25 protein-coding genes and 1 tRNA gene are annotated in these 25446 nt (G+C 57.8%); 11 read left to right on the top strand and 15 right to left on the bottom strand.

Annotated elements, in window-relative coordinates; translation table 11 throughout:
* Nucleotides 1–6: 6 nt before the first annotated feature.
* From ABLO27_RS25720 to tsaD, 4 genes are all read right to left on the bottom strand, one after another.
* Nucleotides 7–1014 (bottom strand): NAD(P)H-dependent glycerol-3-phosphate dehydrogenase, encoded by a 1008-nt coding sequence (locus ABLO27_RS25720; protein WP_353036953.1) that lies wholly within the window; start codon nucleotides 1012–1014, stop codon nucleotides 7–9.
* A complete protein-coding gene (locus ABLO27_RS25725) occupies nucleotides 1001–1477 on the bottom strand; it encodes an NUDIX hydrolase (RefSeq protein ID WP_353036954.1) in 477 nt (158 codons plus the stop codon). The genes ABLO27_RS25720 and ABLO27_RS25725 overlap by 14 nt, the downstream gene beginning before the upstream one ends.
* A gap of 24 nt (nucleotides 1478–1501) precedes the next feature.
* Nucleotides 1502–2005 (bottom strand): NUDIX hydrolase, encoded by a 504-nt coding sequence (locus ABLO27_RS25730; RefSeq protein ID WP_353036955.1) that lies wholly within the window; start codon nucleotides 2003–2005, stop codon nucleotides 1502–1504.
* Between the two features lie 133 nt (nucleotides 2006–2138).
* Complete coding sequence (gene tsaD / locus ABLO27_RS25735) at nucleotides 2139–3209, bottom strand: tRNA (adenosine(37)-N6)-threonylcarbamoyltransferase complex transferase subunit TsaD (RefSeq protein ID WP_353037035.1); 1071 nt, start codon at nucleotides 3207–3209, stop codon at nucleotides 2139–2141.
* A 134-nt stretch (nucleotides 3210–3343) separates the two neighbouring features.
* Here tsaD and hemC point away from each other — a divergent pair, with 134 nt between their 5' ends.
* Nucleotides 3344–4270 carry a hydroxymethylbilane synthase gene (hemC, locus tag ABLO27_RS25740; protein WP_353036956.1) on the top strand — a complete coding sequence of 309 codons (927 nt, stop codon included), beginning with the start codon at nucleotides 3344–3346 and terminating at the stop codon, nucleotides 4268–4270.
* A 3-nt stretch (nucleotides 4271–4273) separates the two neighbouring features.
* A complete protein-coding gene (locus ABLO27_RS25745; RefSeq protein ID WP_353036957.1) occupies nucleotides 4274–4990 on the top strand; it encodes a uroporphyrinogen-III synthase in 717 nt (238 codons plus the stop codon).
* Nucleotides 4991–5107: 117 nt separating this feature from the next.
* Here the strand turns inward: ABLO27_RS25745 and ABLO27_RS25750 are convergent, their stop codons facing one another.
* Nucleotides 5108–5629, bottom strand: a complete 522-nt coding sequence (locus ABLO27_RS25750; protein ID WP_353036958.1) for a hypothetical protein — start codon at nucleotides 5627–5629, stop codon at nucleotides 5108–5110.
* 49 nt (nucleotides 5630–5678) lie between these two features.
* Between ABLO27_RS25750 and ABLO27_RS25755 the strand changes: the two genes are divergently transcribed.
* From ABLO27_RS25755 to ABLO27_RS25780, 6 genes are all read left to right on the top strand, one after another.
* A complete protein-coding gene (locus ABLO27_RS25755) occupies nucleotides 5679–7034 on the top strand; it encodes a COG4223 family protein (RefSeq protein ID WP_353036959.1) in 1356 nt (451 codons plus the stop codon).
* Nucleotides 7035–7111: 77 nt separating this feature from the next.
* Nucleotides 7112–9037, top strand: coding sequence for a heme biosynthesis HemY N-terminal domain-containing protein (locus ABLO27_RS25760; RefSeq protein WP_353036960.1), 1926 nt, complete (start codon nucleotides 7112–7114; stop codon nucleotides 9035–9037).
* A gap of 196 nt (nucleotides 9038–9233) precedes the next feature.
* Nucleotides 9234–9309 (top strand) — tRNA-Thr (locus ABLO27_RS25765).
* A gap of 333 nt (nucleotides 9310–9642) precedes the next feature.
* Nucleotides 9643–10617, top strand: a complete 975-nt coding sequence (locus ABLO27_RS25770; RefSeq protein WP_353036961.1) for a Rossmann-like domain-containing protein — start codon at nucleotides 9643–9645, stop codon at nucleotides 10615–10617.
* Nucleotides 10614–10928: a DUF1971 domain-containing protein gene (locus tag ABLO27_RS25775; RefSeq protein WP_353036962.1), complete on the top strand. Its 315-nt coding sequence runs from the start codon at nucleotides 10614–10616 to the stop codon at nucleotides 10926–10928. The genes ABLO27_RS25770 and ABLO27_RS25775 overlap by 4 nt, the downstream gene beginning before the upstream one ends.
* Nucleotides 10929–11175: 247 nt before the next feature.
* Nucleotides 11176–11997: a hypothetical protein gene (locus ABLO27_RS25780; protein WP_353036963.1), complete on the top strand. Its 822-nt coding sequence runs from the start codon at nucleotides 11176–11178 to the stop codon at nucleotides 11995–11997.
* Nucleotides 11998–12020: 23 nt separating this feature from the next.
* On the opposite strand, the gene ABLO27_RS25785 is transcribed toward ABLO27_RS25780, so the two are convergent.
* The 8 genes from ABLO27_RS25785 to ABLO27_RS25820 form a co-directional block, all read right to left on the bottom strand.
* A complete protein-coding gene (locus ABLO27_RS25785; RefSeq protein ID WP_353036964.1) occupies nucleotides 12021–12809 on the bottom strand; it encodes a crotonase/enoyl-CoA hydratase family protein in 789 nt (262 codons plus the stop codon).
* On the bottom strand, nucleotides 12806–13666 hold the full coding sequence (locus ABLO27_RS25790) for a hydroxymethylglutaryl-CoA lyase (RefSeq protein ID WP_353036965.1): 861 nt from the start codon (nucleotides 13664–13666) through the stop codon (nucleotides 12806–12808). The genes ABLO27_RS25785 and ABLO27_RS25790 overlap by 4 nt, the downstream gene beginning before the upstream one ends.
* A 95-nt stretch (nucleotides 13667–13761) precedes the next feature.
* On the bottom strand, nucleotides 13762–15390 hold the full coding sequence (locus ABLO27_RS25795; RefSeq protein WP_353036966.1) for an acyl-CoA synthetase: 1629 nt from the start codon (nucleotides 15388–15390) through the stop codon (nucleotides 13762–13764).
* Nucleotides 15380–17371, bottom strand: coding sequence for an acetyl/propionyl/methylcrotonyl-CoA carboxylase subunit alpha (locus tag ABLO27_RS25800; protein WP_353036967.1), 1992 nt, complete (start codon nucleotides 17369–17371; stop codon nucleotides 15380–15382). Before ABLO27_RS25800 ends, ABLO27_RS25795 begins: the two co-directional genes overlap by 11 nt.
* A complete protein-coding gene (locus ABLO27_RS25805; protein WP_353036968.1) occupies nucleotides 17371–17886 on the bottom strand; it encodes an O-acetyl-ADP-ribose deacetylase in 516 nt (171 codons plus the stop codon). Before ABLO27_RS25805 ends, ABLO27_RS25800 begins: the two co-directional genes overlap by 1 nt.
* Before the next feature lie 3 nt (nucleotides 17887–17889).
* Complete coding sequence (locus ABLO27_RS25810) at nucleotides 17890–18318, bottom strand: ASCH domain-containing protein (RefSeq protein ID WP_353036969.1); 429 nt, start codon at nucleotides 18316–18318, stop codon at nucleotides 17890–17892.
* Nucleotides 18319–18322: 4 nt separating this feature from the next.
* The gene (locus tag ABLO27_RS25815) at nucleotides 18323–19930 is read right to left on the bottom strand and encodes a carboxyl transferase domain-containing protein (protein ID WP_353036970.1); all 1608 of its coding nucleotides are present in this window, start codon (nucleotides 19928–19930) and stop codon (nucleotides 18323–18325) included.
* A gap of 1 nt (nucleotide 19931) precedes the next feature.
* Entirely contained in the window at nucleotides 19932–20561 is a 630-nt protein-coding gene (locus ABLO27_RS25820; RefSeq protein ID WP_353036971.1) for a TetR/AcrR family transcriptional regulator, read from the bottom strand.
* 179 nt (nucleotides 20562–20740) lie between these two features.
* Between ABLO27_RS25820 and ppk2 the strand changes: the two genes are divergently transcribed.
* Both ppk2 and ABLO27_RS25830 read left to right on the top strand, forming a co-directional pair.
* Nucleotides 20741–21649 carry a polyphosphate kinase 2 gene (gene ppk2, locus ABLO27_RS25825; protein ID WP_352947012.1) on the top strand — a complete coding sequence of 303 codons (909 nt, stop codon included), beginning with the start codon at nucleotides 20741–20743 and terminating at the stop codon, nucleotides 21647–21649.
* A 103-nt stretch (nucleotides 21650–21752) separates the two neighbouring features.
* The gene (locus tag ABLO27_RS25830) at nucleotides 21753–22760 is read left to right on the top strand and encodes a Gfo/Idh/MocA family protein (protein ID WP_353036972.1); all 1008 of its coding nucleotides are present in this window, start codon (nucleotides 21753–21755) and stop codon (nucleotides 22758–22760) included.
* Nucleotides 22761–22832: 72 nt separating this feature from the next.
* Here the strand turns inward: ABLO27_RS25830 and ABLO27_RS25835 are convergent, their stop codons facing one another.
* Together ABLO27_RS25835 and ABLO27_RS25840 are read right to left on the bottom strand one after the other, a co-directional pair.
* The gene (locus ABLO27_RS25835) at nucleotides 22833–23294 is read right to left on the bottom strand and encodes a GFA family protein (RefSeq protein WP_353036973.1); all 462 of its coding nucleotides are present in this window, start codon (nucleotides 23292–23294) and stop codon (nucleotides 22833–22835) included.
* A 39-nt stretch (nucleotides 23295–23333) separates the two neighbouring features.
* Nucleotides 23334–24200 carry a LysR substrate-binding domain-containing protein gene (locus ABLO27_RS25840; RefSeq protein WP_353036974.1) on the bottom strand — a complete coding sequence of 289 codons (867 nt, stop codon included), beginning with the start codon at nucleotides 24198–24200 and terminating at the stop codon, nucleotides 23334–23336.
* A gap of 108 nt (nucleotides 24201–24308) precedes the next feature.
* Between ABLO27_RS25840 and ABLO27_RS25845 the strand changes: the two genes are divergently transcribed.
* Nucleotides 24309–25436 carry a phosphonoacetaldehyde reductase gene (locus tag ABLO27_RS25845; RefSeq protein ID WP_353036975.1) on the top strand — a complete coding sequence of 376 codons (1128 nt, stop codon included), beginning with the start codon at nucleotides 24309–24311 and terminating at the stop codon, nucleotides 25434–25436.
* Nucleotides 25437–25446: the final 10 nt, after the last annotated feature.

The raw sequence follows: 25446 nt of genomic DNA on the forward strand, positions 1-25446 counted from the left end.
TGAAGATCAGGCGCTTTCCGTTTCCGATTTCAATGGTCGTGCCATCAAAGTGTTGAGAGCATCGTCGATGGAAAGATTCTCGTCGATCATTCTGGCGACTGTTTCGCAGATCGGCACCTCAATGCGGTTTTCTTCCGCCAGCTTGACCGCAACTCTTGCCGAGTAAGCTCCTTCAGCAAGTTTTCCTCCGGCTGCTATCAGCTCCGAGGCCAGAAACCCCTCTCCAAGACGAACGCCGAATGAAAAGTTCCGGGACTGGGTGGACGAGCAGGTCAGGACAAGGTCTCCCAGTCCGGAAAGACCGGTAAGGGTTTCGGCCTGCGCTCCCATGGCGGTTCCAAGCCGCGTCAACTCGGCAAATCCGCGGGCGGTCAAAGCCGCCTGGGCACTGGCGCCAAGCTTTCGCCCAACAACCGCGCCGCAGGCAATCGCAAGAACGTTCTTCAACGCACCACCGATTTGTGTTCCAGGCACATCCGTTGAGGCATACGGGCGGAAACAGGGAGATTGCAGTGCTTCGCACAAGCTGTGCGCTGTGCTTGCCGAGTTCGCGGCAACTGTCACGGCCGTGGGCAGACCTCGGGCGACGTCATCGGCAAAACTCGGGCCTGACAACACACCAGGCTCAATACCTGGAAGTTCTTCGTCCATGACCAGCGAGAGAAGCTTGCCTGACGACTGCTCGATTCCCTTGGCGCACAGGACAACGGGACCACGCACCTTGCCGGTTTCCTTGAGGGCGGCGAGCATGGTGCGCGTGGATTGCGCCGGAGTGACCAGCAATATGGCATCCGCGTCCGCGACTTCGGCCAGCTTGCCGGTGGCGTTCAGATCCTCGTCGAAGGTTATTCCCGGAAGGTAGCGCGGGTTCTGGCGCTTGGCCCGGATGTCCGAAACCGTGCCGGGGTCCCGGGCCCAAAGCCGGACATTGCGGCCGGCGCGTGCCGCCGTCAATGCCAGGGCCGTACCCCAGGCGCCACCACCGACCACGCCGACTGTCTTAATGGCGCTCATTGCTTAGCCCTTCCATGCGAGACCGTAATGTTTGAAGTTGCGTTCCAAAACCTTCAAAAAACAGGGTATCGGAGGACGCGCTCGCCGCGAACAGATCAATCCAGTGCAGGTGGAACCGGATGGGTGGTCCACCTCCGCTGGGCGACATCTCGAAATGTTCCCATTCCTGCAGAGGCTTTTCGCCAATCCGGCCGTGAAAATGCCGCCTGCGGTGCAAACCATCGAGACAATCGGGGACATTTTCAAAGAAATGGTCCTGATCCGCAAGAAAATCGAGCGCAATGTCCAGGTTCAGTCCGGTTTCTTCTGCAAATTCACGAATTGCGCCCTGAAGGTAGCTTTCTCCGGGGTCCAGTGTTCCACCCGGTACCTGCAGGCCCACTTCAGGATGGTCCGGCTCGGAAAACACCAGGAGTTCCGTTCCGCAAGTCAGATAGACATAGGCCTTGTGGTAGATTTTCATCGGCAGATTCCCGGCGGCAGAGGGTCAGGCTGCGTCTCTCAATCGAGGCAGGCGCAGGCGTAATGCGTCCAGTGGTGCACCAAATGCGGCGAAGAAATTTTCACTGTCCTGAGCCTTCGGTCCCAAAAGGTCGATCCAGAAAAAGCGATAGCGAATAGGCCCGTTGCCGCTGCTCGGAAACATCTCGTAGTGTTCCCATTCTTCCCTGGGGCGCCGGGCAAGGCGGACATGGTAGTTTCGCCGGATGTGGCGCCCGAGGAGCGGGCGGTCCGGCGCGGGTCTGAACTGCCCGACAGGCGGTATCGTTTCAAACGGAATGTCCTGATCGGAAAACTGGTCAAAGGCCGCGTCGAGGTCGAGCCCTGTTTCTTCCCGAAACTCGCGCATGGCTCCGTGGAGAAAACTTTCGCCCGGGTCGATTGTGCCGCCAGGGACCTGCATTCCCAGATAGGGCGTGTCGGGCTCGTCAAACACAAGCAGGTCCGTTCCGCAGGTCAGGTAGACATAGGCCTTGTGATAGACGCGCATCGATAGATTCCCGGTTTGGAAAGGCACAGGCTTCCTAACAGGCTCCCTGCCCGCGCAAAAGGGCAAGATTGGGAAAGGGGGGCGAAATTCTTCCTGCTTTCAAGAAAGCTCAGGGTTTGCGCTAACCCGATTGTCAGACCTTCGCTCCCTTTTTGCCCGCACCCAATACGCCTGCATTGGCCGAATCGAGCGGCCAACGTGGACGAGGGGACAGGGCCATGTCATCTACCGGGCCAAGTTGCAGACGTTCAATACCTGCCCAGGCGATCATGGCTGCATTGTCCGTGCAAAGGGCCATCGGCGGGGCAACAAATCTCGCTTTGGCTTCGTTTGCTGCTGAAGTCAGGGCGTTTCTGATTTCCTGATTGGCCGCTACACCGCCGGCAACGACAATCACCGGCGCGGCGTCCGGGTGACGATCCCGGAACAGGTCCAGAGCCGACTTCGTGCGTGCTGCCAGAACATCGGACACGGACCTCTGGAAGGCGGCACACAGATCCGAGATCGTCTGGTCATCTACCGGTTCCAGTTTTTTGGCCTGTGTGCGCAGCGCCGTTTTCAGTCCGGCGAAGGACATATCGAGACCGGGTCGGTCAAGCAGAGGGCGAGGGAGCCGGAACCGCGTCACGTCTCCTTTTGTTGCCATTTTTTCAACATGCGGACCGCCAGGATAGGGCAGGCCGAGGAGCTTGGCGGTCTTGTCGAAAGCTTCTCCGATGGCATCGTCAATGGTCGTGCCGAGGCGTTCATAGTCGCCGACGCCCCGAACGAGCAGAAACTGGCTGTGGCCGCCGGAGACAAGAAGCAGCAGAAACGGGAATTCGAGATCGTCGGTCAGCCGCGCTGTCAGCGCATGACCTTCCAGGTGATTGACCCCGATCAGGGGTTTCCCCGCCGCCATTGCGATCGCCTTGGCGGTCATGAAGCCGACGATGACACCGCCGATCAGACCAGGACCGGCCGTCGCGGCGACTGCATCGATGTCATCCCAGCCACACTCGGCCTCGTGCATGGCTTCGGCAACAATCCTGTCCAGAATGTCGATATGGGCGCGGGCCGCGATTTCCGGCACGACGCCCCCGAACTCCGTATGCTCATCGATCTGCGAGCGAATGGTGTTGGAGAGGATCTTTTTCTGGTTTGGGCCCTGAACGACGGCAGCAGCCGTTTCGTCACAGCTGGTCTCAATTCCCAGCACCGTCAGATTGGTCGCATTGTCTTTTGAATTGACTGAGGTCATTGATCTTACGGCTGTGGCCTGTGATAGGACATAATAACAAGAGACAATCAGCGTGCCCGATGCTTTGTTAGCCGGGCGTAACATCTGGACGGTAAGCCTTGCAATCAAATCCTTTGCGTATCGGAACCCGGGGAAGCGCACTTGCGCTGGCCCAGGCCTATGAAACCCGCGATCGTTTGATGGCCGCTCATGGCCTTTCCGAGAGCGACTTCGAAATCGAAGTGATCAAGACATCCGGTGACAGGATCCAGGATCGGCCCTTGTCCGAGGTTGGCGGCAAGGGACTTTTCACCAAGGAGATCGAAGAAGCTCTCCTGGATGGCCGAATCGACCTCGCGGTACATTCTTCCAAGGATATGCCGACAGTTCTGCCCGATGGACTGGCCCTGACAGCCTTCCTGCCGCGCGAAGACGTGCGCGATGCCTTTCTGTCGCCCAAGGCCGGAACGCTGACCGATCTGCCTCAAGGGGCAGTTGTCGGGTCTAGTTCCCTGCGCCGGCAGGCAATGATCAAGAAGTTGCGCCCCGACATCGAAGTGGTGATGTATCGTGGCAATCTGCAAACCCGTTTGCGCAAGCTTGCGGAAGGCGAGGTGGATGCGACGCTTCTGGCTGCCGCCGGACTGAACCGGCTCGGCCTCGAGAAGGAAATTACCAGTCTGCTGAGCATCGAGGAGTTTCTGCCGGCCGTCGGACAAGGTGCGATTTGCATTGAAAGCCGGGAGAATGACGACGCGACGCTGAAAATGCTCGCTGCCATCCACGACCAGGAAACACAAATCCGTCTTGATGCCGAGCGTGCGTTCCTTGCCGTTCTTGATGGCTCCTGCCGGACGCCGATCGGTGGCCTGGCGACGCTCGAAGGCGAGACACTTCATTTCAAGGGAATTGTCCTGAAGCCAGATGGGTCGGAAGCTCACGAGGCTGAACAAAGCGGTCCCGCAGCCGATGCCGTGCAGATCGGGAAGTCTGTGGGCGAAATGCTCAAGAGCAAAATGGGTCCCGGCTTCCTGACCGGACAGTAACCGATGCGGTTTCTGGTGACACGGCCGCAGCCCGACTGCAGAAGTACTGCGGACAAATTGCGGGCTGCAGGCCATGTCGCCGACGAGGCTCCGGTACTGGTGTTCCGGCCAGACCCACCCGATAAATTCGACTTGTCGCAGGTCTCGGCACTGGCGCTGACGAGCCGCCGGGCGGTGGATGTTCTTACGGCACACAGCCAGGTTCAGGATCTTCGGAAGCTTCCTGTTTTTACTGTTGGTGACAAGACGGCAGCGGCTTGCAGGCAGGCCGGATTTTCCGAGGTCCTGTCAGCTGCGGGAGATGTTTCTGCGCTGACACAGCTGATTCTGGAGCGTCGTGACAAGCTGGACGGCGGAACCGTTCTTTATCCCGTTGCGCAGGAACGGACGGGAAGCCTTGAATCGGATCTCGGTCAAAACGGCGTTTCCTGCAATGCGCCGGTTGTTTACCGTATGGATCAGGCGGAGGAACTGCCCTCCGGCGTGATCAATGTCCTGCGTTCGAACTCGTACGACGGCGCGCTTGTTTTTTCCAAACGAACGGCTGCGACATTTTTCCAGCTGTTAAAGTCTCACCGGCTTGATCACATTTTTTCCAGTTTGACGATTTACTGCATCTCGCGACAAGCGGCGGAGCCCCTATCTGATTATATGAAGGTGCATGTTGCAGATGCGCCGTGCGAAAAGTCGCTCTTGGATCTGACGTTAGCAGAGTGTTAACCAGAACCGGAGGAGTCGTTGTTTTGCAGCGCGCAATTGTCCCTGTTGCAGTGGTACCGCTCCGCAATCAGGTGTGTATAGTGAAGGTGTTGGAACCGGTTAGGGTTCAGGAGGAGATCAGATGGCGACGGACAAGAAATCTTCTGGCGGGGCTTCCTCTTCGGGAGGCAAAGGGCCCGGGTCATCGGACAAGCCGGACAGCAAGAGCACACCTTCCTCCACAGGAACGCCCAAGAGACCGGTCACCATCGACCTGAAAGCTGAGAAGATCGACGCAAAGAGCGGAAGCGGAACGACTGCCTCGTCTTCCAGAACCAGTGTGCCAAAGTCCGGCAGCACTGCTTCGACCGACGGGAAGCCGGGTGAAACGAAGTCGCAGGCATCCACTGGCACGAGCAAGTCTTCTTCTCCTTCCTCCTCCACGGCTTCGTCTACGTCCGGCACCAAGCCTTCTGCCAGCGGCGCAACTTCCGGTGCGTCTTCGTCAACTGCTTCCAAGCCCGCCGGATCGTCAGCTTCCGGCAAACCGTCGGCCTCGACAGGGTCCGGATCAGGTTCTGCCGGCTCTACGAAAGCTTCTGCATCCTCTTCGACGACGGCGGGTGGAACAAAACCAGCCGGCTCGACAACGTTTTCCAATCCACCCGCAGCTGAAGAAAAGCATGGCGTCGGTGCATTTGGCGTCCTGATGGCAGCGGTTATCGGCGGTGCCGTCGTGCTTGGCGGTGGCTATGGTCTTTATCAGGCGGGTGTCGTGAAGCTGCCTGCCGAAGCGAACCAGCAGCTGACAAGTGCGTTGAGCACTGCAGAACGCAAGATAGCCGATCTTGAAAGCAAACTCGGCGAAGTCAGTTCTTCCGTTAGCGGTCAGAATGTCGGCGATGGTTTGTCGGCGCTTGAAACAAAGGTGTCTTCTCTGGAGACCAAGATTGACGCAGCGGCATCTTCTGCCGCGAGCGATCTTGCACCGGCATTTGATGCCTTGAAGAGCGATTTTGAGAACCTGCGCAGCGAGATTGAAAACAGTGTAGGCGGAACCGGTGACGGGACACCGATCAACCTGAAGCCTCTGGAAAGCCGACTGACAGCACTTGAAGATGTTGCAAAAGGTCAGGCAGCCGGGGCGCAGGTCGATCTCAAGCCTCTGGAAACCCGGCTTGAAAAACTTGAAACAGAAGCAACGGCCAACACCTCGGAAGCCGGCAAGCTTTCAGGCTCGGTGACAGGTCTTGAGACCCAATTGGGTGACCTGAAGACTTCTCTCGCGGAAGTTCAAAACCGTCTGCAGAACACTGAAGCAACGGCAAAGGCCGCACAAACGGCAGTGTCGACGTCGGACGTTTCCCTGAAGACGCTGGCTGACAGCCAGGCGAGGGCAACAGAAACGCTTTCCAGCCTGTCGGCTGATATCAAGGCCGTCGGTGATGCGAATTCCGCTGCCCTAGAAGATATCCGGGCTGAGTTGACGGCAATTTCCAAGCGGCTGTCCCAGGTCGAATCCACGATGGGCGATGCAACAGCGCGTGAAACGGCTGCGCGGGCCCTGTCCGTGTCGGCTCTGAAGTCGGCCGTCGATTCCGGGCGTCCCTATGAGACAGAACTGGCTGCCGTAAAGGCAGGCTTGCCGTCGGATATCGATCTGAAGGCGTTGGAAGCCAATGCGAAAGCCGGTGTTGAACCGGTCTCCGTTCTGATTGCACAATTCCCGTCTGTTGCCCGCAGCATGTTCCAGACATTCTCTGAACCTGATCATTCCGGTGATGTGCTCGACAGTCTTCTGGCGAGTGCAAAGTCGATCGTTTCGGTTCGCGGTCCCGGGGATGCCGATGGGTCTGGTCCGGAAGCAGCATTGCGACAAATGGAAAATGCTGTCTCAAATGGCCACTTGAGTGAAGCGCTGGTTGCTTACGGCAAGTTGCCTGAAGCGGCACAGACCGCGGGCGCTGACTGGGCGGCGCGCGCCAAGGCCCGCGTTGCGGTCGATGCGCTGACGGACAAGGCGTCGCAGGAAGTGCTGAATGCACTGGCGGCAAAAGACAGTTAATTGGCAACCGATGAACCGGCTGACCGTACATAGTGTTTTCGACCGGTGAATTCCGGCAGGCCTCGGGAGCGAGCTTAATGATCCGCGTCCTCATCTATTTCCTTTTGCTGTTTGCTCTGGCAGCGGGCTTCGCCTGGATGTCAGACTTGCCCGGCACAATTTCGATCACCTGGAACGGCTACGTCTGGGAGCAGCCACCGGTCGTCGTCGCACTTGTGGCGGGTGTCGCACTGGTCGCGTTCCTGGCAGCGGTCTGGCTGATCCGGGTGATCCTGAAATCACCGCAAATCGCCACCCGGTTTTTCCGGCGCCGCCGCAAGGACAAGGGTTACACGGCTCTTTCGCACGGTTTGATCGCACTTGGCACGGGCAATGCAAAGCTTGCGCGGCGCTACGGTCTGGATGCGGATCGACTGCTTGCCGACGAACCCGCAGCGAAATTGCTGCTTGCACAAACTGCGCAGCTGGCCGGCAAGGATGATGAAGCCCGGCAGCGCTTCGAAGCGATGTTGCAGGACCCGGAAACAAAGGCCCTTGGTCTGCACGGCCTCTTCGTTGAAGCCGAGCGCCACAAGGAGCCGGTAGCTGCCCGCCATTATGCGGAAGAAGCGGCAAAGACCGCCCCAGGCCTGGAATGGGCCGGTAAGGCGGTTCTTGGCTATCAGGCCGTCGCTCATCATTGGGACGAGTCTCTCAAGACGCTTGAACGCAACTACGCCGCCAAATTGCTGGACAAGAAGACCTATCGCCGTCAGCGGGCCGTTATTCTGACTGCACTGGCTCTGAAACTTGAGGACGGAGAGCCCGAGCGCGCTTACTCCCTTGCGAAGGAAGCGCACGGACTGGCATTGGATCTTGTTCCTGCTGCCGTTGTGACGTCTCGGCTGGCGACACGAAAGGGCGATATTCGCAAGGCCTCCAAAGTGCTGGAAGCCACCTGGCGTCTGTCCCCGCATCCGGAACTTGCTGAGACCTATGCTCACGTCCGTACCGGAGATTCCGCCGTCGACCGGCTGAAGCGCGTCAAGTCGCTTGCGGCTCAGCGGGCCAACACGCCTGAAGGCGCTCTCGCCGTTGCCCGTGCCGCGATGGAGGCACGTGAATTCGATGAAGCAAGGTCACAGCTGAAGAAGCTGCTGCAGTCCGAGCCGACCCGCAATGCCTATCTGTTGATGGCAGAGCTAGAAGAAGCCGAGCATGGTGACAAGGGGCGTATGCGCGACTGGCTGGCCCGTGCGATCAAGGCACCGCAGGATAAAGCCTGGATTGCTGATGGTATCGTGTCGGCGGAATGGCAGGCCGTTTCGCCCGTCACCGGCAGACTGGATGCATTCCACTGGGCCGCGCCAATTGGCATGTCTGAAGATGAAGGTGAACTTCTGGAAGACAGCCTTTTCGATGCACCGGTTCTGCCTGCTGCCACACCGGTTCAAAACACAGTAATGGAGAAGAGCGAGCCCCAAGAAGACGCGAATACCGTTGACCTGACTGCTGAGCCGGTATCGAAAAAAGCTGAAACGGTGACTGCCGAAGCAAAGAAACCGGAAGCCGAGGTGGTGCAGCCCAAAGAGACTGTTTCACCTTCAGTCAATATCAAGCAGGGCTATGAGGGAACGACAGATGACGTCAAGTTCGCGCCCGCGCTGAAGGATCTGCCGGACGACTCGGTGCCCTCGACAGCAAAGGCACAGGCCGAGAAACCTGAGCAGGAGGAGACATCGACCGCATCCGCGTCCCCGGATGCCGACGAAAAGCCGAAGTCAGATGACAAACCGGCCGCCGCTGCTGGAAACGGTGCCGACAGTTCCGTTGAAAAAGAGGCTGCGTCAGAGAAAGACGCCGAAAAGGGTGGTCAGACGGAAGCTGAGCAAAAGGCTGATGACAAGGACGATATGAACCGTCCGATCGAGTTTCCGCTTTCGCGCATGCCTGATGATCCGGGCCCGGACGAAGAGGAAGAAGACAAGTCGTCCAAAACCCCCAGACCGCGATTCTTCAATTGATCCGATTGGGAATGGGCAGGTAGGTATTCCGGTCACGCGTCGCAATCGCTTCGCTTCTTGAAGGAAGATGTGATCTTCCTTCAAGAAGGGTATTCTTGGGACTTGCATCCAGCGCCAAGCTCCGGTAATTAGCGGCCCACTCGGGCATGCGCTCGGGACGGGCGCTGATATGCGCCGCTTGGGTTTCCAGGCACAAGCCGCTGTAGCTCAGATGGTAGAGCACGTCATTCGTAATGATGGGGTCGGGGGTTCGAGTCCCTTCAGCGGCACCAGTTCTTCAGAAAAGTGCAAGAGACGTCCAACGCAAAGTCCTGACCTGCGTCTCGAGAGATCTGCTAAGTGAGGCTTGCGACTGTTGAGGTTTGACGACTGCGTCCGCTCGTCAGGCTTGTGCGTGTGCTGCGGCTTTCTGGCAAATGACGGTTAACTCCTTCGAATGATAGAGTCCCGCAGCGAAAGAGGCGACATTCTCTGAAAGTCCGTCAGGTGATGGGGGTGCGGCAAATGTGCCTGAACTCCCACTGACCCCAGCGCGACCGGAGCGATTTTTTACTGCCTCCAGCCATTCTCAAGTTGCCATCAGCTTTACTTTCCGGAGTGCGACGATGCCGCGTTCAAGCTCAAATTCCACACCTAAAGAACCGTCTCGAACAGACTTGTTCGACCGGACTGCCAATCGACGTGATCCGATGACCTGGGCTTCAGCCAGGGAGCATTTGCTCGCTGCCGGTTGGGGCCTGAAATTCACACCAGGTGGATCTGTTGAACTGGCGATGGAAAACGGGTCGTTGGTCGGGCGGATACTAGATCGTGTCCCGGCTGACGACGAAGATGTTGATGGGCATGGCCTTATCCGAGCTGCCAGTGCCGGAAACCTGGACGCTGCTTTGGCCAACAGCGTTGAATGTGACGTTCTGGTGGACGAGGTCTTGGTTGGATTGAACTGGACCCTGGTTCGAGCCGGTGCATTTGCGGGTATTGCGCGAAGCCCCGATCGCGGCACGGGAGGAGCGCGGACTGTTCGCAAGGGTGAGCCGATCGCCGGTCGGCCTCTGTCCGCACTGGCTCAATGGCTTTGCTCTCTCGACCCGCTCCGGCGTTCCATTGGCCTGGCGGCCGTGAATGCTTTCTGGAACAAAAGCGACGGCCCTCAGGCACAAGGTGGCTGGGGTTTCGCCGGGTTCAATCCTCCGGGCGATGATCTGATAATCATCGGCGGTTTCCGTGGAGCGCAGAAACGCCTGCCCGCCGCTCGTATCATCGAGCGGGAGCCGAAAGGAAACGACATTCCCGCAGATCAGGCTGACGAAGCTCTGGCAAGTGCCGGAGCGGTTGCAATTACAGCCCAGACGCTGATGAATGGCAGTCTTGAGCCATTACTTGCAAAAATCGGCAAGGCCGACCAACGCCTGTTGGTTGGTCCGAGTGCGCCGGTGGCACCACAGGTTCTGGAAGCCGGACTAACTCGAGTCTCGGGACTTGCAATAACGGATGTTGAGGCCGTGGCTCAGTTCATCAAGGAAACCGGGACCATGATTGCGCTCGATCACATGACCAAGCAGCTGGAGCTGACGAAATGACGACACTGCCCGGCAAAGCCGAAGCCTATCATTCGACAAAGGTTTTCAACGCCAGCACCGTACCTGCAAAGCTGACCGAACAACACAACACCAAGCAAGGTGTCTGGGGCAGAATTGAAGCGATATCGGGTAGGCTGCACCTGACACGTTGCCATGGGACGGATGATGGCGAGGCGACCGAAATCATCCACGCCGGGGACTACGCGGTCGTTGCACCACAGGAGGTTCATTTTGTTACTCTTGAGGATAACACTGAGTTCAAGGTGACCTTTTATCGCGAGCCATCCACGGGCTCAGGTCAACGCGCGTAAGCCCATTGGAACAGTCTGGTCCTCACTTGGTCGCTTCCCATGACCGTCCCTCAAAGTGAGCGTGGCGGGTGCCGTTTCGGAACCACTTGAATAAAATTGACCCTGTTCAAGTTTGTCTGTCGGTTACATTGATTTTGGATAGTTTTATCTGAGCGTTGATTTCGTCGGGCCCAATTGATTCAATGAAAGAATCAGTAAGTCTCCGCAGATTGTAACGGTTGCACTGTTTGAATTCATGGAGAGCGGGTTGGGCAAGACAGCCAAGCTTGAATTTATTCGTCGTCTCGTGCCCCTGAGCCTGAGTGTGCTCGGGATTGTTGGCGGCTACTTTTTCATGTCGTTGCTGAGCAGCCTTTTGTGTCTGGTCGCAGCAGCGGGGATCTATGCGGCGTTGCCACGGCCGAGCGTGCCGTCAGGGGGCGTCAAGCCTGTATCCAAAACGCCTGTGCTTGCCTTTGACTTTCTGGGTTTTGGCCTTGGTATCAGCTGTTTCTCCATTGCTTTCATCGGAATGAGCGTTGCCACCGGCGCAATTGCGCTTCTGGCACTTCTGGCATTGCTTCCGGCTTTTGCATCACTGGTGTTCTTTGCAGTGTCCGTACGACAGGAAACGTCCTGGGTGCGTTTTTTCGGCAATGGTTTTGAATTCACCCAGTTTGGTTTGCGCGTTCGGGTTCTTTATGAAGAACTCAAGAAGGTTGAAGTCAGACTTTGGGAAGCGTCTGGCTGGGTGGCCTGGTTTCAGGCAACGATCGGTTCTCTCGGACGCCGTTCAGCGGTGCTGCTCAATGGCGAGCAAAGCACGAAAACACTGGTGTTCAAACGCAAGGATGGTGCCACCTTCACCATCTCTTCCGAGCTCCTGCCCGATCTTCAGCGTATTCTGATCGGCATGGACCGGGCTGGTGCGGAGCTTCCCGAAGGCATCAGCGAGTGGCAGCGCAACAAGATCCGCAAGCGCCGCGAGCGCATGTATGGTGGTCCACCGCAGCCGGAGCCGGAATCAGAACAAGTGCAAGTCGCGCGCATCGCAGCTTTGATCGAGCATGCAAGGCGGCAAACCAGCTGAAACCTTCAGTGAACGCGAAAACTCTAGCGCACGGTCCAGTCAGGTTTTCTTTTGTCGAAAAAGGCTGAAATCCCTTCCTGTGCTTCCGGTGTTTCCCAGGTGTCGGCCAGGCGCCGGATCGTGTCTTCAATGATCTCGTCGGTTATTGCCGGTCCGAGAGATCTTGCCAGCGCCTTTGACGCTGCCACCGCGGCAGGGGCCGCGGCGAGATAGGGTTTGATTTCCCTTTCTATTGCTTCGTCCAGATCGGCTTCCGCGACGACCCTTGCCGCAAGGTTCAGCTCTTTGGCTTCTTCGGCGTCGAACAATCTGGCGGACATGAAGACCCGGCGCGCCTTGCCTTCACCCATGCGAGCCAGGACGTAAGGGCTGATGGTTGCCGGAATGAGCCCGAGGCGCACTTCGGTGAGGCCGAATTTAGCAGTGTCGACGGCGATCACCGTGTCACACACGCTCATCATGCCGATGCCACCACCAAAGGCCTGTCCCTGGACGCGACCAATCAAAGGTTTCGGCAGTTCGTTGAGACTCTTCAGCATCATGGCCAGCTTGCGGGCTTCCGCCATCCGGGTGTTGCGATCCGCGTGGAACTGTTCCCGCATCCAGCCAAGGTCTCCGCCGGCACAAAAGCTCGTGCCCGCGCCGGTGAGCACCACTGCACGCACCGTGCCGTCCGCTCCCAGTTGCGCGGCGGCGACGGTCAGATCCTCGATCATCTGAGCGGACAGGGAATTGTGCTTTTCTTCCCTGGCGAGGGTCAGTGTGGTGACGCCGCGTGCATCCGTGGAAAGGGAAATCGTCTGAAAACTCATGCGTCAACACTCCTCAGGCCGCGGGCAAACTCAACGACTTCAGCAAGCTTTTCGGTTTTGATGCCGGTCTCGTAACCCTTGTCCGCCACCAGTGAAACGACGGCTTCCGTCGCAACATTTCCCTTCGCGCCGGGAGCGTAGGGACATCCGCCAAGACCACCGATTGCACTGTCGAATGTACGAAGACCCTTTTCGAGGCTGACTTCGATGTTTTCAAGGGCGCGCCCTTTGGTGTCGTGGTAGTGACCTGCAACCTTGTCTGCGGGAACGGTGCTCAGAACGGCATCCAGCATGGTACCGATTGTTTCCGGCGTGCCGGCACCGATTGTATCGCCCAGCGAGATTTCATAGCAGCCGAGCTCAAACAATTGCCGCGCTACTTCGGCGACTTTTTCCGGAGGAGTCGGGCCGTCATATGGGCAGTCCGTGACACAGGAAACGTATCCCCGAACGGGCATTGCGTCATGGTGGGCTTTTTCCAGAAGCGGTTTGAAGCGCTCGATGCTTTCGGCGACCGAGCAGTTGATGTTCTTTCTCGAAAAACCTTCCGACGCCGATCCGAAGATTGCCACTTCGTCTGCGGATGCCTTGCGCGCGGCGGTGTAGCCTTTCACGTTGGGGGTCAGAACGGAATAGACCACAGCCGGGTGGCGGTAGATGCCTTCCATGACTTCCAGCGCATCAGACATTTGGGGCACCCATTTGGGGCTGACGAAACTGGTCACCTCGATCTTTCGGAACCCGCAGTCCGACAGCCGGTCCACCAGCTCGATCTTCTGGCCAGTCGGAACAAACTGCTTTTCATTCTGCAGCCCGTCACGCGGGCCCATTTCAAAGATGGTGACGAAGTCGGACATGGGATTACTCGCTAGCGTTCAAAGCGGGAAACGGGTGATTTGAAAGGACTTGTAGTCTGGTGGGGATGGGCAGAGGACAAGGTGAGACACGCTGTTCAATTCTCCTGCTCGGCCCTGGCACGAAGCTCCCTGCGGATGACCTTGCCGGTTGTGGTCAGTGGCAGGGCGTCAACGAAGGTAACCTCGCGTGGATACTCATGCGCCGCCAGCCGTGTCTTGACGAAGGTCGCGATCTCCCTGGCCAGTTCTTCCGTAGCGTCCACACCTTCCTTCAGAACAACATACGCCTTGACGATCTCGGTGCGGTGTTCATCCGGCTTGCCGACAACGCCCGCCATGGCAACAGCCGGGTGCTTGATCAGGCAGTCCTCGATTTCACCAGGGCCGATCCGATATCCGGACGAGGTGATGACGTCGTCATCCCGGCCGACAAAACGGAGCCAGCGGTCCTTGTCACGCAAACCGGTGTCACCGGTCAGGAGCCAGTCTCCGGCAAACTTCTTTAGGGTCGCTTCCGGATTGTTCCAGTAACCCAGAAACATCACCGGGTCTGGCCGCTTGACGGCAATGTTGCCGAGTGTGTCGATTGGCAACTCCTCGCCGGCATCCGTGACGATGGAGACGTGATGACCGGGAACGGCGCGACCCATGATGCCGGGATGCGCCTCCATGATGCGCGAGCAGCTGGAAACGATCATGTTGCATTCGGTCTGGCCATAGAACTCGTTGATGGTCAGGCCGAAGGTCTTGCGCCCCCAGTCGATCAGTTCGGCGCCCAGCGTTTCGCCGCCCGATGCGACAGAACGCAGGTTCAGCCGCCAGCGATCTTCCGGGTCAGGAACCTGACGCATCATCTTTAGTGCGGTTGGCGGCAGGAAGGTGTTGCGGATCTTCTGATCCTGAAGCAGTTGAAAGGCAGCTTCTGCCGTGAATTTCCCGAAACGGCAGGCGACCACCGGGACCCCTAGATAAAGGGCTGGCATGAGCACGTCCAGAAGACCGCCGATCCAGGCCCAGTCTGCAGGTGTCCAGATCCGGTCGCCAGGTTGCCCCAGGAAATCGTGGCTCATCTCCACGCCCGGCAAATGTCCGAGGAGAACCCGGTGTCCGTGCAGAGCACCCTTTGGCTGGCCGGTCGTGCCCGAGGTGTAAATGATGATGGCGGGATCGTCCGCGCTTGTGTCAAAGGCGGTGAACTCGTCCTGATGGCCAGCCATGCTGCTCGCAAGATCCAGCGCACTTCCGGTCTCGCCGTCGACGCAAAATACGGTTGTCAGGTCTGAAAGACGGTCCCGGAGCTGGTCAAGCTTTGCAACGCCTCCAATGTCGGTCACGACAACCTTTGCGCCTGAATTCTGCAGACGGTATTCCAGAGCCTCCTCACCGAACAGCGCGAACAGAGGAATGGTAATCGCACCGAGTTTGAGCGCTGCGATGTGTGCGACGGCGGTCTCAAGCCGCTGCGGCAGAAGCACACCAATGCGATCTCCCGGCTGCACTCCACGGCTGACAAGCAGATTGGCAAGCTGGTTCGACAGGCGTTTCAGGTCGGCATAGGAATACCGCTCTGTGTCACCGCCTTCTTCAACATATACAAGCGCTTCGCGGTCCGGTTCTCTTTCCGCCCACCGGTCACAAACAGCGACGCCAATGTTGAAACGGTCCGGAATGTCCCAGGCAAATTTGCTTGTGAGCTCATCGTAGTTCGAAGCTTCAGGCAGCATCGGCTTCCTCCGCAAGGGCCAGCAGGACCGTACCGTCCGTCACCTGCTCACCTTCGGATACAAGCACTTCTCCAATGATACCGTCGCGTGGTGCCTTGAGGGTGTGCTCCATCTTCATGGCTTCCAGGATGACCAGTGGTTGATCCTTTGAAACGGCGTCTCCCGCCTTTGCGGACAGAACCTTGACGAGACCGGGCATGGGGGCGACGAGGTGATCACCTGCACCGGTTGCGTCTTCGTCCGCGCTCAGAGTGTCCGGCAGGCTCACCGGGAATGCGTGGCCATTCATGAATACGGTGAGGCCCTTGCTGCCTTTTACGACAACAGCGTGAGCGCGATGGCCGTCGCATTCGTAGGTGAAAGAGCCGTTCTCCACCTTGATCAAGGCGTATTCCTTGACGCCACCTTCCAGGTGAACCGCGAAACGCTGCGATCCGAGAGCCTGAACCTCCACGTCGCGTCGTTCGCCTGAGATTTCCAGAAGCGCGAATTGCCTGGATGCGCTCCAGATACGCCACCCGGCCAGAGTTTCGAAGGGATCGCTTCCATTTGCGGGTCTGGTCAGACCGAGCGCAGCCAATGCAGCCAGGGCGATGGCGTCTTCAGGCATGGCCGGTTCTTCGATCAGTTTTTCAAGATCGCGATCAATCAAACCGGTATCGACATCGCCGGATGCAAATCCCTCATGCCGGCACAGGGCCGCCAGGAAGCCGGCATTGGTGACGCAGCCGGCCACTTCCGTTGCTTCAAGGCTGGAGAGCAATTTACCAAGCGCTGCTTCGCGCGTCGAGCCGTGTACGATGACCTTGGCGATCATCGGGTCATAGTAAGGGGTGGTTTCGTCTCCTGAGCGAACGCCACTGTCAACCCTTGCGCTTTCCACCGGCAAAGCAAGATGCTCGAGCGTGCCGATTGCCGGCAGAAAACCCTTCGGGGCATCTTCGGCGTAGAGCCGTGCTTCGAATGCCCAGCCATCAAAGGAAAGTCGGTCCTGGCCCATCGGCAGCGGTTCACCGGAGGCGACGCGCAATTGCCACTCGACAAGGTCTTGTCCCGTGATCAGCTCGGTTACGGGGTGCTCTACCTGCAGGCGGGTGTTCATTTCCATGAAATAGAACTCGTCCGCACTCAGGCCGTCGGAGACATCGGCGATGAACTCGATGGTACCAGCACCGGAATAGTCGATGGCTCTGGCCGCCTTGACCGCGGCTTCGCCCATTGCCTGGCGCATCTCTTCAGGCATGCCGGGGGCGGGGGCCTCCTCGATCACCTTCTGATGGCGGCGCTGCAGGGAACAGTCGCGCTCGAAGAGATGGACCGCGTTGCCGTGATTGTCGCCGAACACCTGAATTTCTATATGACGCGGCTTGGTCAGGTACTTCTCGATCAGAACGCGGCCGTCGCCGAAACTTGCTTCACCTTCGCGTTGTGCGCCCTGAAGGGCATCTGCAAAGTCGTTCGGATCATCGACACGGCGCATGCCTTTGCCGCCACCGCCTGCGCGCGCCTTGATGAGGACCGGATATCCGATCTCGTCAGCCCGTTCCTTCAGGAAGGCGGCATCCTGATCGTCACCATGATATCCGGGAACCACCGGTACACCGGCTTCTTCCATCAGCGCCTTTGCGGCATCCTTCAGACCCATCGCGCGAATCGATTTCGCGCTCGGTCCGATGAAAGTTATCCCTGCCTTGTCCAGCGCGTCGACGAAATCCGGGTTCTCCGACAGGAAGCCGTAGCCCGGATGTACCGCCTCAGCGCCGCTCAAGCGACAGACTTCAATGATCTTGTCCGTATTCAGATAGCTTTCTGCCACCGGAGCAGGGCCGATGCGATAAGCCTCATCCGCCATGGCGACGTGTTTTGCCTTGGCGTCGGCATCGGAATAAACGGCGACCGTCTTGATGCCGAGCTTTCTCGCCGTCTCCATGACCCGGCACGCAATCTCGCCTCGGTTGGCAATGAGAATTTTCTTGAACATCAGTCTTCCGCCCTCCCGAGCGCAGTCATCAAGTGGGCATGGCTTTTGTTGTCAAAGGCGACCAGCGTGACGCTTTCGATTTCCGGCAGTTCCTTGAGCACGCGGGTAATCGAGCCGACGGCGATTTCGGCAGCCTGGTCGGCGGGGTAGCCGTAGATGCCGGTGGAAATCGCCGGAAAGGCAAAGGTTCGGCACCCATTGTCAAACCCGACGCGAAGGCTGTTTTCATAGCACTGCGCAAGGAGATCGGGCTCGCCTTCCGATCCTCCGCGCCAGACCGGACCAACGGTGTGAACAATGTGCTTGGCAGGCAATTTGTAACCCTTGGTAATTTTCGCCTGACCAGTCTTGCAACCAGCCAGCAGACGGCACTCGTGGACGAGCTCCGGGCCTGCAGCACGATGGATGGCGCCATCAACGCCGCCTCCGCCCAACAGGGAGGAGTTGGCTGCATTCACGATGGCGTCGACTTCCACTCTGGTGATGTCGCCGACAAGGGTCTTGATCCGGTCCATGGCCTACCTTCCACTTTGCTCGCTCTGGAGATCTTCGATGAGCTTGAAACGCTCGCAGACCAGTTTCATCTGGGGATCGAAGCCACCATTGCGTTCGAAATACCGGCTGTGACCCTGTTGCCAACCCGCTAGGTCTTCGTTTTCACCTTCCGCGAGCGCAAAATCCTCATCAACATCGCAATAGCGCGTGATGAACACGTCCACTGTTTCAAGGACGAGCGCTGGCGACCCGTCCCAGTTCAGGGCGATGTCCCTGCGTCCTGGTACCGGCATGACTTCTCCGCCATCTTCGAAATCCCGAAATGCGCCACAGGTTGCCGTTTTCTTTCCGCTGCGAACGAGCGCGATCAGATCGTTGCTCAGCTCCTCACTGTCGCCGAACTTGAACGTCTCGGCACCGGGATACTTTTGTTTCAGTTCTTCCAGCGTCATCGGATCACATCCTGAAAATACCGAAGCGTGTGTCTTCGATCGGAGCATTCAAGGCTGCTGACAGGGACAAGCCCAGAATGTCGCGGGTCTTGCGCGGATCGATGATACCATCGTCCCAAAGGCGGGAGGTGGCATATAAAGGATGTCCCTGGGCCTCGAACTGGTCGATGATCGGTTGCTTGAAGTTCTGTTCTTCTTCGGTTGACCAGCTGCCGCCCTTGCGCTCGATGCCATCGCGGCGGACGGTGGCGAGCACACCGGCAGCCTGTTCGCCGCCCATGACCGAGATGCGGGAGTTGGGCCAGGTCCACAGGAAGCGCGGTGAATAGGCTCTGCCACACATGCCGTAATTGCCTGCACCGAATGAACCGCCGACCAGCATGGTGATCTTTGGCACCGACGTTGTCGCCACCGCCGTCACCAGCTTGGCGCCGTCCTTGGCAATGCCGCCGCTTTCATACTTCTGGCCAACCATGAAACCGGTGATGTTCTGCAGGAAAACCAGAGGAACCTTGCGCTGCGAGCAGAGTTCGACGAAATGCGCGCCCTTGACCGCGCTTTCGGAGAAAAGGACGCCATTGTTGGCGATGATGCCGACCGGCATGCCATGGATATGGGCAAAGCCGCAGACCAAAGTGGTGCCGTAACGTGCCTTGAACTCATCGAACCGGGAGCCGTCGACAACGCGGGCAATCACTTCGCGAATGTCATAAGGGGTCTTCAGGTCGGCCGGGACCACTCCGAGAATTTCATCCGGATCGTAGAGAGGGGCTTCAGGTGTCTGAAGCGCAAGGCTGACCGACTTTGTCCGGTTCAGGCTGGCGATCGAGCGTCTGGCGAGCGCAAGGGCATGCGCATCATCGCGGGCAAGGTGATCGGCGACACCGGAAAGGCGGGTGTGGACGTCTCCGCCGCCAAGGTCTTCCGCCGTGACTTCCTCGCCCGTCGCCGCCTTTACCAGGGGTGGGCCCGCCAGGAAGATCGTACCCTGGTTCTTGACGATGATTGTCTCGTCGGACATCGCCGGGACATATGCGCCGCCTGCTGTGCAGGAGCCCATGACAACCGCGATCTGAGCAATGCCCTTTGAGGACATGTTCGCCTGATTGAAGAAGATCCGGCCGAAGTGATCCCGGTCCGGAAAGACCTCGTCCTGGTTGGGAAGGTTGGCACCACCGCTGTCGACCAGATAGACGCAAGGCAGATTGTTCTGCTCGGCGATCTCCTGGGCGCGCAGGTGCTTCTTGACCGACATCGGGTAGTAGGTGCCACCTTTGACGGTCGCGTCGTTGGCGAGGATCATCACTTCCTGACCTTCCACACGTCCGATGCCGGCAATGATGCCCGCGGCAGGAGCCGCGCCGTCATACATCTCGTGGGCAGCGAGCATGCCGACTTCCAGAAAGGGCGAGCCGGGATCAAGCAGGCGGGAAACCCGTTCGCGCGGCAGGATCTTGCCGCGGGAGAGGTGCCGCTGGCGCGCGTTTTCACCCCCACCATCAAGGGCAGTCTGTGCAGCCTGCTTGACGGCGTCCATGGCAGCTTCATGGGCAGCCTTGTTGGTCGCGAACTGTTCGCTCTTCGGCGAGAGGTTCGATTTCAGGATGCTCATGTCACCCGGTCTCCCTTTGGGAATTGATGGCAATCGGTGCGACTGCCTTGCGCACCATGTTCAGGTAAAGGTCTTCGATCTGTTGTTCTGAAAGATGTCCGCCTTCGCGGTACCAGGTCGGAATGCCGGTCAGCATGGCAATGATGGCGCGCGTGGCGACGCGCGCGTCTTCAACTGCATAACGCCCGCTTGCGGCCCCTTTTTCCAGAATATCGGTGAGGATGGCTTCGTAGCGACGGCGCTCCGCCTCGATCACGGCGAAATTTTCCGGTTCGAGATTGCGCAGCTCCATATAGGAAATGAAGACCTCGTCGGCCCGTTCCAGGTGGTAACGGATATGGAAGCGGACAAAACACTCCAGCGGATCGGTGTCTTGCGCAAATACGGCAGCATCCCACGCCCTCAGAAGGTCTGTCATATGAGACAGCATCAGGTCCTTGAGGATGTCCTGCTTGGTCGGAAAGTGATTGTAGAGGGCGCCGGGACGAACGCCGACATCTGTTGCGATCTCGCGCATCGACACAGCCGCGTAGCCCGCACCGGCAAAACGCTTGAGAGCTGCTTTGCGAACGCGGCCAGCAGTCTCCAGGCCCTTCGCGCGGCTCTGAGGTTTGGTGGCATTGGTGGCCATGATGTCCTCCTCGAAAAATCTATAAATGAACGTTCATTCATTTACAAGCCTTGTTTTGCGCGAAATCAATGTCGAAGATAATTTTGAGTTGTGAACTGGGGGAACTGTCAAAAAACTTACATGGTTAAGCTGTCCAGAGTTTCGGAGTACTACGCGGCAATTTTCAAGAGGATCGATTGATGAGGGACGACAGCGCAAAGACCTGGGTCGAAGCCGAATGGGCAGACAGCCTGGACGAAGAGCTGGAAATGGAGATTGATGACCTGCTGGTTGCCAAGGACCTTCAGTTCATCTCCGACAAAAGACACAAGTCCCCGCTCTGCCGGAAAACCTATTTTCACGAACTTCTGCGCTTGCAGGCCGAACTGGTCAAGCTTCAGGACTGGGTGCAGAATACCGGCGAAAAGATCGTCGTCATCTTCGAAGGCCGTGATGCTGCCGGAAAGGGCGGCGTTATCAAGCGGATCACCCAGCGGCTTAATCCCCGTGTCTGCCGGGTTGTCGCCCTGCCGGCTCCGACCGAGCGGGAAAAGAGCCAATGGTATTTCCAGCGCTATGTTCCGCATTTGCCGGCAGCCGGCGAAATCGTTCTCTTCGATCGGTCCTGGTACAACCGCTCTGGTGTCGAGCGCGTGATGGGATTTGCCTCGGAAGATGAGGTTGAGCAATTCTTCAACGATGTTCCGGAGTTCGAGCGCATGGTCGTCCGTTCCGGTGTCCGCCTCGTCAAATACTGGTTCTCGATCACGGACGAAGAGCAGCAGCTGCGCTTTCTGATGCGTATTCACGATCCGCTCAAACAGTGGAAGTTATCACCGATGGACTTGGAATCCCGCATTCGCTGGGAGGATTACACCAAGGCCAAGGAAGACACGTTCGAGCGCACCAACATTCCCGAAGCACCATGGTTCATTGTGGAGGGCAACGACAAGAAACAGGCACGCCTCAACTGTATCGACCATCTTCTGTCGCTTATGCCGTATGAGGATATTCCGCATGACCCGATCACCTTGCCGGAACGACGTTTCAACCCCGATTACGAGCGCAAGGTGCTGCCTGAGCATCTCTATGTGCCGGAAAAATATTGAGATAATCTCTCACACACTTGCGTGAACACGGAACCCGGCCTTGCAGGCCGGGTTTCTTTCATGTCATTTGAGGCGCGTACCTCGGCACAGGGAGTAGGTGAGAATGGAAAACGGAAAGATCCGGTGGGGCATCGTCTCGACCGCAAAAATCGGCCGCGAAAAGGTCATTCCCGGCATTCAGCGCTCCGAAACCGGAATTGCTGCAGCCGTTGCCTCCCGCAGTCCTGTGGTCGCAAGGGATGCGGCCAGCGAGCTCGGCATCGAAAAAGCCTATGGTTCCTATGAAGAGTTGTTGGCCGATCCGGATATCGACGCCATCTACAACCCTTTGCCGAACCATCTGCATGTGCCCGTGACCATTCAAGCCGTCGAGGCCGGCAAGCATGTCCTTTGCGAAAAGCCGATTGCCTTGGATGCGAAAGAAGCGGAGCAGTTGCTTGCGTTGCCAAAGGACAGATTGGTAGCGGAAGGCTTCATGGTTCGCGCGCATCCGCAATGGATCAAGGCACGCGAGATCGTGCGCTCAGGAGAGTTGGGAGAACTGAAGGCGATCCAGGCGTTCTTCAGTTTCTTCAACACCGATCCTGAAAACATTCGCAACCTGCCGGGGCTAGGCGGGGGCGCTCTCCTGGATATCGGGTGTTACACCATGCTGGCCGGGCGGTATTTCTTCGAGGCCGAACCGCAGCGCGTTGTTTCGCTGATTGACCGGGATCCTGAATTCGGGGTCGACCGGATGACCAGCGCGATGATGGATTTCGGTGGTGGCCGGCACCTGGATTTCACTGTCTCGACTCAGCTGACACCCTTCCAGCGTTTTCAATTGATGGGTACGCAAAAGCGCCTGGAAATCGTCATTCCGGTGAATGCTCCGCAGGGCGAAGCTGTTCCGCTGCGGCTGGACGATGGTTCAATCCTTGGAGACGGATCCGCCGAGACACTGACAATCCCGCCGTGCGACCAGTATGCGGAACTTGTCGATGTGTTCGGTCGAGCCATTTCGGGTGAAGCGCCGCTGCCCTATGGGGTTGCAGATGCGATCCAGAACATGAAAATCCTGGATGCCGTGTTTGCGTCTGCGGACAAGGGTGGATGGGTCGAGATCAAGTAAGCCTGCTTTGAGGTCTTCAAGAAAGTCCGGAAAATGTCCAAAGGCCTCGGGAGCGAAATTCCGGGGCCTTGTTCATTCGCACCAGCCGGTTGTTTCAGGTTCTTCAATCCGTTTGCCGGTGCCGCCCATTTTCTCCGGCATGTCTGCGAACTTGGGCAGGCCGTCAGCGAAATCCATGACCCTTTCGCTATAGAAGATGTGACAGGCAGGTTCATATTTGAGGCCGGACCCCGCGAGGGTCATCGGGTAGACGACTGTCATGTTGACCTTCGGTTTGTGGTTGGCGACGCAACCGCCACATTTTTCGCATGTTACACGCCCGCTTGCTTCGTTCTGACTGGATGTGATGACTGGTCCGCCAGTGATGCTGACGTCGTCGGTTTTCCAGATGCTCCAGGCATTGATCGGTGCCGCGTGCCACTTCCGGCAGGAATGGCAATGGCAAATTGCGGACGATCTCGGGGAGCCCGTCACGGTGACCTTGACGGAGCCGCAATAACAACTTCCCTGATATTCTTCTGCGTGGTCAGTCATTTTCGTCCTCTGTGAAATGATCACAACAAATGGGTAAATTCACTCTGCCTGGGCAATGGCTGCATCACAGAATGATGCGATCAGGCGAGATTGCGCACGTTCGGTCAGAAACGCGAGATAATAATTGGTCTGGATGTTTGCATCGGAAATGGGGACGGCGCGCAGGTTGGGGTGAGGCACAAATTCGAAATCTGCCACGAACCCAATGCCCAGTCCCTGTTCCACCGCTTTCCAGATGGCTTCGCGACTGCCGAGCTCCAGCACCGTCTGAACCGAAATTTCGTGTTCGGCGAACGCCTTTTCAACGGCAACGCGCGTCGTCGATCCGGCCTCGCGCCTGATGACATCCTGTCCTTGCAGATCGCTCATCCGGATCTCTTCACGCGTGAAAAACGGGTGATCGGCATTTACGAAGACCACCACATCGTGCGTGCTGTAGGGCAAGGTTCTGACCCTCGGATCCGAAGGTACTTCGGCAATGATCCCGACATCCGCATCAAAGGACAGAATCTGTTCGAAACATTTGGTGGAATTGCCGAAGGCAACATCCACATTGATCAGCGGAAACTTCTGCTTGAATGCAATGATCATGTCGGTGGCATGAAACGGGCCGACAGCTGCGATCGTGAGGGTGCCCGCATCGCATCCCCTGAAGGATTCCAGCAGGCTCTCCGCGTCCTGTTCCGCCTGATGCAGGCGGCAGGTGACCTTGAAGAGCTCTTCACCCTGTCCGGTCAAACGGATCTCGCGGCCCAAGCGATTGAACAATTCCACGCAGTAACGCTGCTCGAGCAGTTTTACCTGCGTCGACAAGGTCGGCTGGCTTATGTTCAGCGCCTTCGCAGCACGCGAAAAACCCTGATGTTTTGCGACTGCGTGAAAAGATCGAAGTTCAGATTTCAGCATAGCTTCAGTATATGGATCGTATCCAAACAATCAATTTGATTAATAGCGTGTCTCTTTTCATTCTGCCTGGATCGACCTTGCAACAGGGCACTTCATCGAGAGAGACAAATGTGGACCTACTGCAATCCCGTAAAGGTGATTTTCGGAGCTGGCCAGTTTGCCGACCTGGCAAACCAGATCGGCGGGCGCAGATACGCTCTGATTACGTATCCCGATCCACCTTTTGCCGACCTGACAGATGCGCTAGCGACACGGGCAGGGCCACCGGCACTTGTTGTCAGCGATGTTGCGCCCAATCCGGACTACGAGCTGCTTGAAAATCAGTCTTCCCGCTTTTCAGGAGCGAACCGGGAGGTTGAAGTGATCGTGGCTCTTGGCGGCGGGTCGGTCATTGACTCGGCAAAGGTGTTTGCTGCCGCCGACGGAGATTTCAGCAAGGTTTCCAGATTTCTCGAGACCCGGGCAGGAGAGGAGGCATTTTCCTTTTTGCCTGTCATTGCCGTCCCGACCACGGCTGGAACCGGAAGTGAGGTCACGTGCTGGGCAACGGTCTGGAACGAAAGGACAGGCAGGAAATACTCGCTTGCGCATCCGCGCCTTTATCCGGAAACCGCGCTGGTCGATCCTGAATTGATGTTGGGCAAGTCTCGTGGACTGACGCTGGCAACGGGGCTCGATGCGTTGTCACATTCACTGGAGAGCATCTGGAACATCAACGCAAATCCGGTCTCTGCCCGGCATGCGGTAGCAGCATCGAAAACCGTCCTGAATGTGCTTCCTGCGCTGCTGAACGACTTGAGCAATCTCGACTTGCGCAGCCGGATGGCCGAGGCGGCTCTGCTTGCCGGACTTGCCTTTTCAAATACGAAAACAGCCATTGCACACAATCTTTCCTATCCGGTCACCCTTGGCTGGGGCGTTCAGCACGGAATTGCCTGTTCCTTCACATTGCCTGTTGTGCTTCGTTCCCTGACTGGTGTCGGTGGATTTCGGGAAGAGGCGTTGAAGGAAATCTTCGGTGAAGACCTGAAGGCGGGGGCTGAACAGTTGGTGCGGTTCCTGACTGAGCTTGGTGTCGGAACACGCTTTGCCGATCATGGTGTTCCGGACGACAAGTGCCGGGAGATCATCGATCTGGCCTTTGCGGGTGAGCGTGGCAGGAATTTCTTCGGCACCAAGGAAAGTTTCCTCGTTGCGGCGGAGGATATGGGCGTATTGGGCGACACAACGACCTGAGTTGCAGCGC

The organism is Roseibium sp. SCP15 (assembly GCF_040329435.1).
Lineage (GTDB): Bacteria > Pseudomonadota > Alphaproteobacteria > Rhizobiales > Stappiaceae > Roseibium.